The sequence below is a fragment of the Parabacteroides sp. AT13 genome (assembly GCF_002272965.1).
GTDB lineage: Bacteria > Bacteroidota > Bacteroidia > Bacteroidales > Tannerellaceae > Parabacteroides > Parabacteroides distasonis.
On sequence record NZ_NQMH01000001.1, the window covers coordinates 2,748,357 to 2,762,268 of the forward strand.

At 53.7% G+C, this 13,912-nt stretch carries 10 protein-coding genes, 1 pseudogene and 1 riboswitch; of the genes and pseudogenes, 6 read left to right on the forward strand and 5 right to left on the reverse strand.

The window, feature by feature from the left end:
* Positions 1 to 11 precede the first annotated feature (11 nt).
* The 5 genes from scpA to CI959_RS11435 all read left to right on the forward strand — a co-directional run bounded on the left by scpA (position 12) and on the right by CI959_RS11435 (position 7,347).
* Positions 12 to 2,159 carry a methylmalonyl-CoA mutase gene (gene scpA, locus CI959_RS11415; protein ID WP_005854126.1) on the forward strand — a complete coding sequence of 716 codons (2,148 nt, stop codon included), beginning with the start codon at positions 12 to 14 and terminating at the stop codon, positions 2,157 to 2,159.
* A 129-nt stretch (positions 2,160 to 2,288) separates the two neighbouring features.
* Positions 2,289 to 3,143 carry a type II pantothenate kinase gene (coaW, locus tag CI959_RS11420; RefSeq protein WP_008773692.1) on the forward strand — a complete coding sequence of 285 codons (855 nt, stop codon included), beginning with the start codon at positions 2,289 to 2,291 and terminating at the stop codon, positions 3,141 to 3,143.
* A gap of 19 nt (positions 3,144 to 3,162) precedes the next feature.
* Positions 3,163 to 3,366, forward strand: a riboswitch (cobalamin riboswitch).
* Between the two features lie 291 nt (positions 3,367 to 3,657).
* The gene (locus CI959_RS11425) at positions 3,658 to 4,266 is read left to right on the forward strand and encodes a porin family protein (protein WP_005867222.1); all 609 of its coding nucleotides are present in this window, start codon (positions 3,658 to 3,660) and stop codon (positions 4,264 to 4,266) included.
* Positions 4,267 to 4,353: 87 nt separating this feature from the next.
* A complete protein-coding gene (gene priA, locus CI959_RS11430; protein ID WP_057317390.1) occupies positions 4,354 to 6,816 on the forward strand; it encodes a primosomal protein N' in 2,463 nt (820 codons plus the stop codon).
* A 27-nt stretch (positions 6,817 to 6,843) separates the two neighbouring features.
* Positions 6,844 to 7,347, forward strand: coding sequence for a low molecular weight protein-tyrosine-phosphatase (locus CI959_RS11435; RefSeq protein ID WP_057317391.1), 504 nt, complete (start codon positions 6,844 to 6,846; stop codon positions 7,345 to 7,347).
* A gap of 15 nt (positions 7,348 to 7,362) precedes the next feature.
* On the opposite strand, the gene CI959_RS11440 is transcribed toward CI959_RS11435, so the two are convergent.
* Together CI959_RS11440 and CI959_RS11445 are read right to left on the reverse strand one after the other, a co-directional pair.
* Positions 7,363 to 7,704, reverse strand: coding sequence for a type II toxin-antitoxin system RelE/ParE family toxin (locus tag CI959_RS11440; RefSeq protein WP_008779978.1), 342 nt, complete (start codon positions 7,702 to 7,704; stop codon positions 7,363 to 7,365).
* A complete protein-coding gene (locus CI959_RS11445; protein ID WP_005854139.1) occupies positions 7,694 to 7,945 on the reverse strand; it encodes a hypothetical protein in 252 nt (83 codons plus the stop codon). The genes CI959_RS11440 and CI959_RS11445 overlap by 11 nt, the downstream gene beginning before the upstream one ends.
* A 78-nt stretch (positions 7,946 to 8,023) precedes the next feature.
* Between CI959_RS11445 and CI959_RS21825 the strand changes: the two are divergent.
* Positions 8,024 to 8,119, forward strand: a pseudogene (locus CI959_RS21825) (low molecular weight phosphotyrosine protein phosphatase); the annotation flags it as partial.
* 58 nt (positions 8,120 to 8,177) lie between these two features.
* On the opposite strand, the gene CI959_RS11450 reads toward CI959_RS21825, so the two are convergent.
* From CI959_RS11450 to CI959_RS11460, 3 genes are all read right to left on the reverse strand, one after another.
* Complete coding sequence (locus CI959_RS11450) at positions 8,178 to 10,313, reverse strand: T9SS type A sorting domain-containing protein (RefSeq protein WP_057317392.1); 2,136 nt, start codon at positions 10,311 to 10,313, stop codon at positions 8,178 to 8,180.
* 39 nt (positions 10,314 to 10,352) lie between these two features.
* Complete coding sequence (locus tag CI959_RS11455; RefSeq protein WP_057317393.1) at positions 10,353 to 13,037, reverse strand: hypothetical protein; 2,685 nt, start codon at positions 13,035 to 13,037, stop codon at positions 10,353 to 10,355.
* Between the two features lie 112 nt (positions 13,038 to 13,149).
* Entirely contained in the window at positions 13,150 to 13,911 is a 762-nt protein-coding gene (locus CI959_RS11460; RefSeq protein WP_008773685.1) for a DUF4469 domain-containing protein, read from the reverse strand.
* Between the last annotated feature and the right edge of the window lies 1 nt (position 13,912).

Genomic DNA, 13,912 nt, shown 5'->3' on the forward strand with positions numbered 1-13,912 from the left:
TATAAACAATTATGAGACCAAATTTTAAAAACATAGATATAAAGAATGCCGGATTCGCAGCTACAAACGCTGCCGAATGGGCAAAAGCCAATGGTATCGAGCCCAATTGGAAAACACCCGAGCATATCGAGGTGAAACCTGTATATACAAAAGAAGACTTGGAGGGTATGGAGCACTTGAACTATGCTTCCGGTCTGCCTCCTTATCTACGTGGCCCGTACAGCGGTATGTACGCTATGCGTCCTTGGACAATCCGTCAGTACGCGGGTTTCTCTACCGCTGAGGAGTCTAACGCTTTCTATCGCCGTAACTTGGCTTCCGGTCAGAAAGGTTTGTCCGTTGCGTTCGACCTTCCGACTCACCGTGGTTACGATGCCGACAACGAACGTGTGGTTGGTGATGTAGGTAAAGCGGGTGTATCTATCTGTTCCTTGGAGAACATGAAAGTGTTGTTCGATGGTATTCCTTTGAACAAGATGTCTGTTTCCATGACCATGAATGGTGGTGTGCTTCCGGTATTGGCATTCTATATCAACGCAGGTTTGGAGCAAGGTGCTAAGTTGGAGGAAATGGCCGGTACGATCCAGAACGATATATTGAAAGAGTTCATGGTACGTAATACCTATATTTACCCGCCTGAGTTCTCCATGAAGATTATCGCTGATATCTTCGAGTATACCTCTCAGAAGATGCCGAAGTTCAATTCTATCTCTATCTCCGGTTATCATATGCAGGAGGCTGGTGCTACGGCTGATATCGAGATGGCTTATACGTTGTGCGACGGTATGGAATATCTTCGTGCCGGTATCAACGCCGGTATCGATGTGGATGCGTTCGCTCCCCGTTTGTCATTCTTCTGGGCTATCGGTGTAAATCACTTCATGGAGATCGCCAAGATGCGTGCGGCTCGTATGTTGTGGGCGAAGATCGTGAAGAGCTTCGGCGCTAAGAACCCGAAATCATTGGCATTGCGTACACATAGCCAGACTTCCGGTTGGTCATTGACCGAGCAAGATCCGTTCAATAACGTAGGACGTACTTGTATCGAGGCTATGGCCGCTACATTAGGACATACACAATCTTTGCATACGAACGCATTGGATGAGGCGATCGCTTTGCCGACCGATTTCTCCGCTCGTATCGCTCGTAATACACAGATTTACATTCAGGAAGAGACTAAGATCTGTAAGGAAATCGACCCGTGGGCTGGTTCTTACTATGTAGAGTCTTTGACGAATGAATTGGTACATAAAGGTTGGGCGTTGATCCAAGAGATCGAGAGCATGGGTGGTATGGCGAAAGCCATCGAGACAGGTCTTCCTAAGATGCGTATCGAGGAAGCGGCCGCTCGTACACAGGCTCGTATCGACTCAGGTGTTCAGACCATCGTTGGTGTTAACAAATATCGTTTGCCGAAGGAAGATCCGATCGATATCCTTGAGATTGATAATACAGCCGTACGTAACGAGCAGATCGCCGCTTTGAAGGAGTTGCGTGCTAACCGTGACGAAGCCGCTGTTCAAAAAGCTTTGGCTGATATCACGGAGTGCGTGAAGACGAAGAAGGGCAATTTATTAGAGTTGGCTGTTAAGGCTGCCGGCTTGCGTGCGTCATTGGGAGAGATCTCCGATGCTTGCGAGGTGGTTGTAGGTCGTTATAAAGCAATCATTAGAACTATTTCAGGCGTGTATTCATCAGAAACTAAGAAAGACGCAGACTTCCAGAAAGCTTGCGAGCTTTGCGAGCAATTCGCTAAGAAAGAGGGCCGTCAGCCTCGTATCATGATCGCTAAGATGGGTCAGGACGGACATGACCGTGGCGCTAAGGTTGTTGCTACCGGTTATGCTGACTGTGGGTTCGACGTAGATATGGGACCGTTGTTCCAGACTCCGGCCGAGGCTGCCCGTCAAGCTGTAGAGAACGATGTTCACGTAATGGGCGTTTCTTCTTTGGCCGCTGGTCATAAGACGTTGGTTCCGCAGGTTATCGAGGAGTTGAAGAAATTAGGTCGTGAGGATATCATCGTTATCGCTGGTGGTGTAATCCCGGCTCAAGACTATGACTTCTTGTATAAGGCTGGCGTTGCCGCTATCTTTGGCCCGGGTACTTCCGTATCGAAGGCAGCTTGCCAGATCCTAGAGATCTTGTTAGGCGAATAAATAGCATTTAAACCTTACGGTTTTTTAATAAAGAGAGGCTGGACAATTGATTTTGTCCGGCCTTTTTTAGTATTGTATACGGGTTTATGTACTTTTGTAGCGATTATTCAATTAAAAAGGGAAAGAATCATGGGAATCGTTATAGGTATAGATGTGGGAGGTAGCACGACTAAGATCGTCGGCGTGGAGGATAAGAAGATCAAGAACCCGATGTTCGTGAAAGCTACCGATCCGGTAACCTCTTTATTCGGAGCCTTCGGTAAGTATATTTATGATAATAACATCTCGCTCTCGAATATAGAGAAAGTGATCTTGACGGGTGTAGGTAGCGCCTATATCGATCAACCTTTATATGGCTTACCAACTGCGAAGACGGATGAGTTCCTTGCGAATGGGCTAGGGGCGCAATATAATACGGGACTGGACAGTCTATTGGTGGTCAGCATGGGAACGGGTACCTCCTTTGTCAAGGTACAAGGCTCCACGATCGAGCATATCGGGGGATTGGGTATCGGTGGCGGAACAATCCTCGGCTTGTCTAAGCTATTATTGAAAACGCATGACTTTCACCAAATAGCGTCTTTGGCCGAGCACGGTTCCTTGAATGATATCGACTTGCATATCCGGGATATTACGCCGCATCCGCTACCCGGCCTGCCGCTGGACGTGACAGCCTCTATTTTCGGAAAAGCGGACGCGAACGCTAAGGTTGAGGATATCGCTCTCGGTATCGTTCATATGGTCTTGCAGACCATCGGGCAAGGAGCTGTTTTCGCCTCGTTAAATGGCGATATCAAGAATATCGTATTGATCGGTAACCTAACTCGCTTGCCACAATGCCCGGATATTTTCCCCCGTCTGGAGGAGATGTGCGATGTCCATTTCAAGATACCGGAGTATGCCGAGTATCGCACGGCTATCGGGGCGGCTTTATGCTATATCAGGAACCGGGAATATAAGGATATTTTTTGTGGAAAGTGTTAGGCTACATCAAAACTTTATGTATCTTTGCTACATGCTTTGTTCCCTTTCGGCAATCGCCGGATAGGGATTAAAAGGGAATCGGGTGAGAATCCCGGACAGTCCCGCTGCTGTAAGCTTCATAAACGGGTTGAGCAATACTGTTGCCACTGTTCATTCAAGTGAATGGGAAGGCGCTTAAGACCGGAAGTAAGTCAGAAGACCTGCAAGGCGTGTATATTTTCGACGGCTTCGAGGAAAGGCCGGAAGAGAACGCAAGAACCGTATCCGGTTTTTACTATTCTTTATCCAAGGTTTTCTTATCAAGTCGTCTCATGGTTTCGGATAATTATTTTGCCATAATAATTAGGGAAAGAAGCATGAATCTGACCGACGGGATGAGCTCCGTGTGTAAGATGCATGCTTTCTTTGCGTTTAAAGGACTGGGGTATTCCGTGAACACTCTATAGAGAATATTTGTTTATTATTAGAAAAGTGCGTTTATTTGCAACGAGTAATTAACAAAAGAAGTATGAATATGAAGAAAATTGTGGGACTTGTTATGGTTGCCTTGCTAGCGTTGATGGCGCTTCCGGCGAACGCTCAGCTTAAATTCGGTATCAAGGGAGGTGTGAATATATCGTCTGTTCATTTCAACTCGGACGTGTTGAAAGCGGATAATGTAACCGGCTTCCAAGTGGGTCCGATGATCGAGACGACCTTACCGTTGGTCGGTGTCGGGATCGATGCGGCGGTGTTGTATTCGCAAAAAGGTTTGGAGACGACCTCGGCTGGCGGGGTTAAGACTTCGATGAAGACGGATTATATCGATGTTCCGGTCAACTTGAAATGGAAATTCGGTTTACCGATCGTCAAGGCGTATTTGGCAGCCGGTCCGTATATCGGTTTCCGTGTAGGCGGTGATAAATTTTGGGATATCCCGGGTTCCGTAGCGGATCAGGTGAAGGCGAAGAATTTCAGCGCAGGTCTTAACTTCGGTGCCGGCGTGGAGCTGATCAGTCACTTGCAGGTGGGTTTCAATTATGGTCTGGGACTGACTGATAACTATAGCATTGAGAAGGTGAACCTCTCCGACGGTGCCGGAAAGAACCGTGGATGGTCTATCACGGCAGCGATCTTGTTCTAAATAGGTGAAAATAAAATGAGAGAGGCTGGGCTTTAGAAGTCCGGCCTTTTTTGTTATTTTTGGGCTCGTAATGAAACACCTGTTTGAATGAAATACGCGGACGTCATACTTCCCCTTCCTTTGGAGAATAGCTATACCTATCGGATACCCGAAGATCTGGAAAGAGCCGTGACTCCCGGTTGCCGGGTGATCGTGCATTTCGGGAAGAAACGATATTATACGGCCATCGTCATGGAGGTACACGACCGGGAACCGGTATCCGATTTTGAGACGAAGGAGATCTACGCTTTGCTGGATGCCACGCCGGTGCTCCGCCGTCCGCAACTCCGTTTCTGGAAATGGATATCTTCTTATTATATATGTAAGCTGGGCGACGTGTATAAGGCGGCCTTGCCTTCCGGTTTAAAGTTGGAAAGCGAGACGGCGGTTACCTATAATGAGGATTTCGAGGCCACCGCCCCCTTGCGCCCGAATGAGCAAGCGGTACTGGATGCCTTTAGCGGGATCTTGAAATTGACGATCTCGGAGTTGGAGAAGAAGACCGGTCTTCGAAATGTTGTCCCGATCGTCTCTTCCTTGATGGTGAAAGGGGCGGTCGAGGTGAGCGAGGAGCTAAAGCGAGGATTCGTTCCCAAGACACAGGCGTTTATCCGTTTGGCCGAGGCTTACCGGGATGAGACGAAATTACAGGCGGTGTTCGAGGATTTGAAACGAGCGAAGAAGCAAGAGCTTCTGCTGGTCAGTTTCTTGGATTTAAGTCATACGTTAAATCCTGCTTTATCGAAGGAGCTTTCCAAGAAAGAGCTATTGGAACGCAGTGGTTATACCTCTGCGGTATTGGAGGGTCTGCTGAAACGGGGTATCTTGGAGAGTTACGAGAAAGAGGTGGGGCGTTTGCAAGTATCCGTCTGCCGCTTGCAAGAGCCGAATCCGCTCAGTCCGGCGCAAGAGAAAGCCTATGGAGAGATCCATGAGGCTTTCAAGACGAAGGAGGTCTGCTTGCTTCATGGCGTGACTTCCAGTGGTAAGACCGAGATATACGTCCGTTTGATCCATGAGGTCTTGCGGCTGGGGCGGCAGGTTTTATATATGTTGCCGGAGATCGCTATCACGACCCAGATCACGGAACGGCTGGCGAAATTATTCGGGGATAAGCTATTGGTCTACCACTCTAAGTTCTCGGACAACGAGCGGGTGGAGGTCTGGAACAAGCTGCTGCATAGCGACGAGCCTATGCTGGTATTGGGGGTCCGTTCTTCCCTCTTCCTTCCGTTTAAGGACTTGGGCTTGATTATCGTGGACGAGGAGCATGAGAATACGTATAAGCAGCAGGACCCGGCACCCCGTTACCATGCCCGTAACGCTGCCATCGTCTTGGCGGGTATGCACGGCGGTAAGACCTTATTGGGTTCCGCCACTCCCTCCATCGATTCCTATTTCAACGCTACGGCGGGGAAATACGGTCTGGTCGAGCTATCTACCCGCTACGGTGATTGCTTGATGCCGGAGATTATTACGGTGGACGTGAAGGAGCTAAAGCGCAAGAAGATCATGAAAGATACCCTTTTCTCTCCTCAGTTGCTGGAGAAGGTGCGGGAGGCCCTATCCCGGGGCGAGCAGGCGATCCTATTCCAAAACCGCCGGGGATTCGCCCCGATGATCGAGTGCCGAGGGTGCGGGTGGGTGCCTCGTTGCGTGAATTGCGACGTTAGCCTTACCTACCACAAGGCGCATAATCAGCTGGTTTGCCATTATTGCGGTTATACCTACCGCTTGCCGCAGGTATGTCCAGAGTGTAAGGGGACGGAGTTCAAGATGCAAGGCTTCGGTACGGAGAAGGTAGAGGAGGAGATCGCTGGGCAATTCCCAGCGGCGAAGGTGGAGCGGCTGGATTTCGATACGGCCCGTACCCGCACGGCTTACGAGCGGATCATCTCGGATTTCGAGAAGGGGAAGACACAAATCTTGATTGGTACCCAGATGTTGTCGAAGGGATTGGATTTCGGGAATGTCAGCGTGGTCGGAATCCTGAGTGCCGATAGCCTGATGAATTTCCCTGACTTCCGGGCGCACGAGCGGGCTTATCAATTGATGGTACAGGTTAGCGGACGTGCCGGACGACGGGATAAGCGGGGTACGGTGATCTTGCAGACTACTCAGCCGGAGCATCCTTTGATCCGTATGGTGCAGCATTTTGCTTATAAGGAAATGGTGAGCTTGCAATTGAGCGAGCGTAGTATGTTCCGTTACCCGCCTTACTACCGTTTGATCGTCTTGATCCTTCGAAGTCGGAATGAGGAGGCTTTGCAGGAAATGTCTGCTTTATACGCCGAGAAACTTCGTGCTCGTTTGGGTGAGCGGGTGTTGGGGCCGGTTACGCCGCCTATCACTCGGGTACAGACGCTTCATATCAAGAAGATCGTCTTGAAGATCGAGATATCCGCCGGGATCGCTCCGCTTCGTGAGATATTGGAGGGGATTCATACTGAGATGCAAGGATATGTACCGTTTAAGCAGTTGCTTGTTCATTATGATGTGGACCCGGCTTGAGAATTGAAAATGGAGAATTGAAAATTAATGGAAAGGAGCTTAGTGATGAAGGAGGAGAAGGTACGGTTATTGTTTGTGTGCTTGGGGAATATATGTCGCTCTCCGTCGGCGGAGGCAGTAATGAAGAGGTTGGTGAAGGATGCGGGATTGGGAGATCGGATTGAGATCGATTCCGCCGGGATAGCCGGGTATCATGAGGGAGACCGGGCGGATTCACGGATGCGGGCGCATGCGGCCCGTAGGGGATATGTGTTGGATTCGATCTCCCGTCCGGTACGTCAGTGGGACTTCCATGACTTCGATTTGATTATCGGCATGGACGACCAAAATATAACGGACTTGAAACGGATGGCTCCCGATCTGGAATCCGTCGCTAAGATACATCAGATGACAGAGTTCTCCCGGAATAAGTTGTACGATCACGTCCCGGATCCTTATTATAGCGGTGCCGAAGGTTTCGAGTTGGTCTTGGATCTATTGGAAGATGCTTGCGCCGGGTTGTTGGAATATTGTAAGGATCGTATCCTGTGAGTTTACTCTGATAGGCTACCTTAATCCGTTTTTATGAAGCAGTCTCTCTATTTCGTGTGTGCTGATGGAGGGACGATCCGCTTTATCATAGATATAAAGGAGATTAATTTCGCTTTCTTCCATCGATACAATAACAGTAAAAGTGATGACCCTTGCGCCACCACTTTTACCCTTTCCTTTGGAGGTGATCTGCATACGAATTTTGCGGAGACCACTTCCAAGGTCGATACCGAGTCGGGGATTTTGTGCCAGTTCATCAAGGAGTGCGGCATAGTCATTTGCGATGGATGCGTAGTGTTTACCAAGCCGCTTGATTTCTTTATCGAAAGATTTGGTTGTTTTTATTCTATAATTCATGACGTAACTCCTCTAATAACTCATTCGCTGGCCGTGTTCTGCCGGCTATCATGTCTTTCAGTCCGGCATCTATTCCCTCCAGTACCTCTTCCTTACTAATATATTCAGTCTCTTCAGTCTGTGCTTCCTTTTGCTGCGCAAGACGGCGGATGGCTTCTACGGCTTTACGCATCAAGGTCTCATCTTCGGCGATGATACTGAGTTGGCGGAATAATTCTGCGTTGAGTTCTAATGCTGTCATATCTTTATCCTTCTTTTGTCTCTGGTTTTCAATGGCAAATATACGAAATAGAATCAGTTAGACAATGCTTCGGTAGTTTATTCTTGTGACTGTCTTTATTCTATTCCCGTCCCGGATCCTTATTATAGCGGCGCCGAAGGCTTCGAGCTGGTCTTGGACTTATTGGAACGCTAAAAACGACCTCTTTTTGTGAGAGCGGCGATGACAGCCGCTCTCACTCGTGAAACCTTGCCTATCGGATTATCACTTTCTTCGTTATCTCATTGGATAGGCGGACGATATAGATACCGCTAGCCAAGCCATCTACACGACTGTCTCCGGCGGGAAGCCGTACCGTGCGGACTACGTTTCCGGTGAGGGCGATCACCTGCGCTGTCACGGAGACTGGCGTACGGATCAGCAAGGCTCCGCTCTCGGCACGGATCAAGGTAGCGTTTTCCACTTGCTCGATACCGGTTGTGGTATTTCTCACGATACCGGTGATCGCTACGGTCAGGTTGGCGGAAATATCGGCGATCGTGTACTTGCCGCTTGCGTCGGGGGTGAGGGCGTTTCCGTTCATGGTCACTACGGGGACGGACTGGTCATAGTCTGCGTCCAAGGTGAGGGTGAAGGAGAAGCCGTCGCCTTCGGTTACCGTATGCGCTCCGGCTGCCGGGGTGGTGGAGGCTCCTACCAAGGAGGGGAGGGTTACGGTATAGGTAGCGGGCTGTGGCGTTATGGGAGGAACGTAAGACGTTACGGCAGCCGGGGGCGTGGCGAGCGCTGTGGTCGTGGTCGTGCCGCCGTCTCCGGTTACGGTGGCGGTAACTAGGCAACGATACTGGCCTACGGTTCTCGTCCTGTAGGTATTCGAGGCGTTGCGCAGCTGCGAGTCATCCGGGGCGGTAGACCATGTGCCGGCCTGTGCGTTGAAAATCTGCCATAGATACGTCAAATTCATTTGGGTGCCTTCGGGGGCGGTTATGCCGGCCTCAAGCTCCGCGTAGCCGTCAGTGGATGGTATCGGGGTGCTTGCCGCCGGGTCTACCCGTTCGAGGGTGATGTTGCCGGGGAGTGTCACGGTGGGCACTCGTGCGGTAAGATCCGTGAAATGGCCCTTGTTGGTGACCGCGGTGTTGACAAGGTCGCCGGCATTCTCGCCGGGGGTGAGCGTCAATTCGTTGCCGGGCTCGATCGTGACCGCACCCAGACTGTTCGTGCCGTTCAAGGTGAGGTTGGTCTTCCCGGTCCCGTTGATGAGGGTGGTCGCGGAGGTTACCTCGTTGAGCTTTATTGTCATATCGGTATCGGCGGGAGGGGTGAGGGTGAGTTTGTTTATGGTCTTGCCCTCCTCTCCGTTGATCTCTCCGTTGAAGTAGTTGTCGGTACCACCGTCTTGTTGGAACTTGTTCTCGTCCGTTATCGTGATCTCGCCGTTGTCTTTCGGTATGATAGGGGAGGCTTCGAGGTAGACCTGCGTGGTGCCGGACATCACGTACCCATTGCCTTTCACGCCATCAGGCAGCGGTGTGGCTGTCCAGATGAAGGGGTTCTTCTTGCCGGGCGTGAGGTCGAGGGTAGCGCCGTCTTTCAGTTTCCACGAGATCGGGCTATCTATCACGTCGCCTCTGTCGGTGGTGAAGGTGAACTTGGGCCATGTGGCGGCAAGAGCGGCCAGAATCTCTTCGGCGGTCATGATGGTGGTGACGATCCGGGTCTCGTCCGGCCCTCCTACCACCTCTGCCAGCTCGCTCTCTTTCCATTGGGCGGTGAGGGAGAGATCGCAGGTGGAGCCTTTCGCCACGGTCGCTACCGTATTCCCGTCGGCGTCTTTCCAGCCCTCGAAGGAGAGGTAGGTATTGGCGTGTGTCGGCGTAGGGAGGGTGAGATCGTCCGATACTATGGTATATTGGGTGGGGCTGCCCTGCGGGAGGGTGCCGCCGGCCGGATCGTAGGTGATCGTGTAGCGGATAAGCTCGGCCTCGGCGGTAACCGTCACCGGCTGGGCGGGCATCGTGAAGCTACGCTGTGCGGTGTAGCCCTTGTCGTTCGGTGCTAGGGGCTCCGCGGTCGTAGCGTTGCCGTTGTAGGTGATGGAGCCTTCCGTCAGTCGGTAGCCTTCCTGCGGGGCGAAGAAGAGGTCTACCTTGGTCCCGTTGTAGACGGTCTGGCCGGAGGATACGGCGGTGTACGTGCCGGCGGCGTTCATGATCATTACGTCCAGCGTCGCTCCCTCGGCGGGTTGCTGGATGGTGAGGAGGTATGGGAAGACTGGGTCGGAAGGTTGCGCCTTCGTGCTCGTCTCCGGGGCTTGCGCCATCGCCGGCTGCGCCAGCAGGGCGAGCGTAGCGGCTAGCAAGGATAGGATATATCTGAATGTTCTCATATTTGTATCTGTTTTAGTGTATATAATATAATGTATGCTCTACAGGACGACCTTGATCGCGGTACCGCCTTGGCGGACGAGATAGATGCCGGAAGGAAGGGCGATCGTCGTCTCGCCGCGCAAGAGCGGCAGATAGCACTTCAAGGTCCCGCTGACGTGGTATACGGCCACCTTCTCGGCATGGTCGGCGCTAAGGTGCAAACGTCCGTCGGCGGTCCAAGCGCGGAAGCTGTTGTCCGCCGGGATCTCGGCCAGCTCCGTACCCGTGACGATACCGTCCAAGCGGAGGCTCTTCAGCAGGGCTTGGGTGGCGGCATTGGCCACGACATAGCTCTCAAAGGGTCGCAGGGTAACCCGGTCCTTCAGCTCGAAGCGGCTGCCGTCGTCGCTGAGGACGTATATGTTTCGCATCTCCACATTGTACGAGGCCCGATTGCCCTTGAAGAGGAACACGCCCATGTTGAGCGGCTCGGCGGGGCTGGTGGGCTCGACGGGGGAGTCGGGGCTGTCCTTGAAGAGGTAGGTATTGCCGTAATTGAGGCGCAGCGTGTCTGTCTCCGGGCCTTCGCCGGCGATCAGCACGGGGTCACCCGCGGCGAACTGCATATACAGGTTGTCGGGATCCGCCGGCTGCCAAGTCTGGTCGGTGGCGTCGGGATATCCGGTACGTACGTAGCAAGGGGTTCCCGCATCGCCGGCTAATTTGTCGGCATTATCGGCCGCTAGCGTGGTAGCCCGCCATTGGTTGCGGTTGGGGAAGAGGTGGGTGAAGCGGGCCGCTACGAGTCCTAGCACGCCGTCATCGGCGAACCGGATCTGCCCGCCGTCCTGCAGCTCGAGATCATTCACCAGTGGAAATACTCCATTTTCTCCTATCTTCCCTACCGTAAGGACACCCTTCTCGGTGACGCGCAGCCATTGGCCCGGCATGCTCGCGTCGAAGGCCGTCTCCTTGTCGATCACGATCCATGCGGGCGTGATTTCGCGCAATCCCGTGTAGCTTGTCAGCCGGTCGGGATGGGCGGCGGGGAAGGTGCTGAGGTAGGTTTGCTCCGGGTCGTCGGAGCGGTAGCCTTCCTGTTTCAAGCCCGTCGACTGATTCTCTAGGTAGAAGGAGAGCGGGTAGTTCGTGGCTATGCTCTTCATGCCTGTAATATTGAAGGTCAGACCATTCGGATTCTCCGCCGGTTCCGCCGGTTTGAGGTAGATGTAGCCAGACGGAGATTCCGGCCATGTGAGTTGGACAAGGCCCTTCACGGTGCCGCCGCCTTCGGGGTGGATGGCCTGCTCGGCGGCTGTAAGCGCCAAGGTGTTATCTGGGTCGGCGGGCGGCGAGATGAGGCAGGTGGCTCCCGTCTCTACCCGGAGCGCGTGGGTTCCGGACAGGAGGGCGTTGTAGGTGTTGTTTTGGAGCGTCACCGTCCCGCTCGCTACCGTGAGGGCCGTGCCCGTCGGGAGCTGGAAATTTACCTTGTCCAGCGTAAGCGTAGCCTCGCCCTCGGCATGGATGGTGGCGGGGATGTTGATGTAGGATGAGCTGCCGTTTGTCGTCACCGTCCCGTCGAACATCTTCTCGTCGCAGTACCATCCGTCCGCGGGGTCGAAGAAGAGGTCGATGCCGGTGCGGGTGCTGCCGTAGCCGTAGTCCTTGGAAAGGTCGAGCGGCTGCGGGGTGGGGCGGGTGGCGGTGGCGCCGGAGTATCGGCAGTATGCCCCGTCTGTCCGGAAGAAGGGGTAGTTTCCGTCTTTATAGGAAGACCCGCTGTAACGCCTGCCGGCATATAGCCGCTCGCCGTCGAGGGAGGCGGTATACCGCGTATCGGCCGCGGCGAGGAAGGCGTAACCCCAGCAGGTCCCGTCGGTCGCGAAGGTGGCCGCCGGCTCGTCGTCGCCTGCCGGGGTGACGGACAGCGTCCGGCCATCGGTCGGGGCGGTATCGAAATCCAGTTCGATAAAGCCGCTTACATAGGTGCAGAGCGCGTTCGCTTGCAGGTGGATCCGTGCGTTATCCCCGAACGTGATCGCGTCCGGCGAGGTATTGTCGTTTTTAAAGGCTGAGCCACCTGTTTTACTGATGACATGTATCTCTCCGTCCAGATGCATCCGGGCATTCTGGAAGTTGGAGATGGCGCCGATGCTGAGCGGCGCTTGGGCATAGACCGTGAGCGTACCCGTGCCCGCGGGAGATCCGTTTAGGATACCTTGGCTTATCTCCTGCGCATCGGCTACGGTCAGGGTGAGCGTGCCTAAGTTATAGATGAGGTCGCTCATGATCTCGATCCGGTTCTCCCCCTCGATCCGGAGGGTCGGTTCCGCGCCGGCCTTGATATAGAAGAGCTGGTTGAAACTTGAGGTTATGACGGCGTCTTTCAGCGTCAGCGCCGGTGGGTTGCCGCTGTCGGGATCGGCGGAGGGGTGTATGACGAACTGCCGGCCTACCTCGGGCATCGTGCCGGTGATGGTACCGTTGAAGGGGGTGCCGGTGGTCGGGGCCTGCGTGTCGGATGCCCCTACTTTGTACACCCACGTGCCGTTTAGGTACGCGAGGTTGATGTACCAGTTATTGTTCAGGGTGCCCGGCAGGGTGGCAAGGTCGAGTGCCCCGGGAGGTTCCGCTTGCGCGCGGGCCGCTGTCGGGAGGGTGGCGATCAGTGTCGCGACACTGATCAGCAAGGCGAATATTCGCCTTGCCGGTAGGTGGATGTCATGTAATGATGTTCTCATGTTCTATGTGTATAATAGGGTTTATAAATCGGTTGTTTTTTCCGGCAGGCTTGGCAGCCGTTGTCCTCGATGCTTGGCAGCCGTTGTCCGGACATGCCGGACAACGTTGTCCTCAGATCTCGTCCGGACTCTCGCTGTCGCCCCCACCGCCTTCTCCTACGATAAGGATGATGGGGAAGGTGTAGGTGCGGGGCTCTTTTACGTTACGGCTTCCGCTGTATTGCGTGGTGAGGCTCACGGTGTACTGCCCGTCGGCCAGCGTCGGCATCTGCACGATCACCTGCGAGGGCGAGTTGGCGATCACCACGGGTGCCTTCATCGGCGCGGCCCCTTCGGTGGTGGGGGTGAGGTAGACACCGATGGAGGGATCATCACCCTGTATCTTCAGGTTTACGCCGCCCAGCACGAGGGCTCCGCCGGAGCTGAGCTGCCCGTTGATGGCCTTGGAGGTGGAGTCGGTCACGGTATTGATCACCGGACCTACGGCCGCCACGCCGTTCACCACCACCTTCACCAGCTTGAGGGTCTCGCGCAAGAGCTTGCCCATGGTGTAGGTGATGCCGAGGGCGTGCTTCCCGGGTTCGAACTGAGCCTTCTCGCCTTCGAAGGCCCCCTGCACGTTGACGAGGTATTGGCCTACGCCGTCCACCACGCTCTTGCCCTCGGCGATGGCTTGCACCTTATGGCTGTCGGCCATGTCGAGGATGTTGAGGATCGTGCCGTGTTGGTACTCGGTACGTGCGGCCACGATGCGTGCGGCGATGTCCGTGTTATACAATGTTCCGGTGATGCGCGGCTTGGCGGTGTAGTCGCCCTTGCGCTCGGTGAGCAGGTTATCGTACAAGTCTGTGTTGAGAATGATTTGTTCTGCCATG

Excerpts from the sequence above, each read along its gene's own strand:
- scpA (WP_005854126.1), top strand. The coding sequence starts at position 12 with ATGAGACCAAATTTTAAAAACATAGATATAAAGAATGCCGGATTCGCA.
- coaW (WP_008773692.1), top strand. The coding sequence starts at position 2,289 with ATGGGAATCGTTATAGGTATAGATGTGGGAGGTAGCACGACTAAGATC.
- CI959_RS11425 (WP_005867222.1), top strand. The coding sequence starts at position 3,658 with ATGAAGAAAATTGTGGGACTTGTTATGGTTGCCTTGCTAGCGTTGATG.
- priA (WP_057317390.1), top strand. The coding sequence starts at position 4,354 with ATGAAATACGCGGACGTCATACTTCCCCTTCCTTTGGAGAATAGCTAT.
- CI959_RS11435 (WP_057317391.1), top strand. The coding sequence starts at position 6,844 with ATGGAAAGGAGCTTAGTGATGAAGGAGGAGAAGGTACGGTTATTGTTT.
- CI959_RS11440 (WP_008779978.1), bottom strand. The coding sequence starts at position 7,704 with ATGAATTATAGAATAAAAACAACCAAATCTTTCGATAAAGAAATCAAG.
- CI959_RS11445 (WP_005854139.1), bottom strand. The coding sequence starts at position 7,945 with ATGACAGCATTAGAACTCAACGCAGAATTATTCCGCCAACTCAGTATC.
- CI959_RS11450 (WP_057317392.1), bottom strand. The coding sequence starts at position 10,313 with ATGAGAACATTCAGATATATCCTATCCTTGCTAGCCGCTACGCTCGCC.
- CI959_RS11455 (WP_057317393.1), bottom strand. The coding sequence starts at position 13,037 with ATGAGAACATCATTACATGACATCCACCTACCGGCAAGGCGAATATTC.
- CI959_RS11460 (WP_008773685.1), bottom strand. The coding sequence starts at position 13,911 with ATGGCAGAACAAATCATTCTCAACACAGACTTGTACGATAACCTGCTC.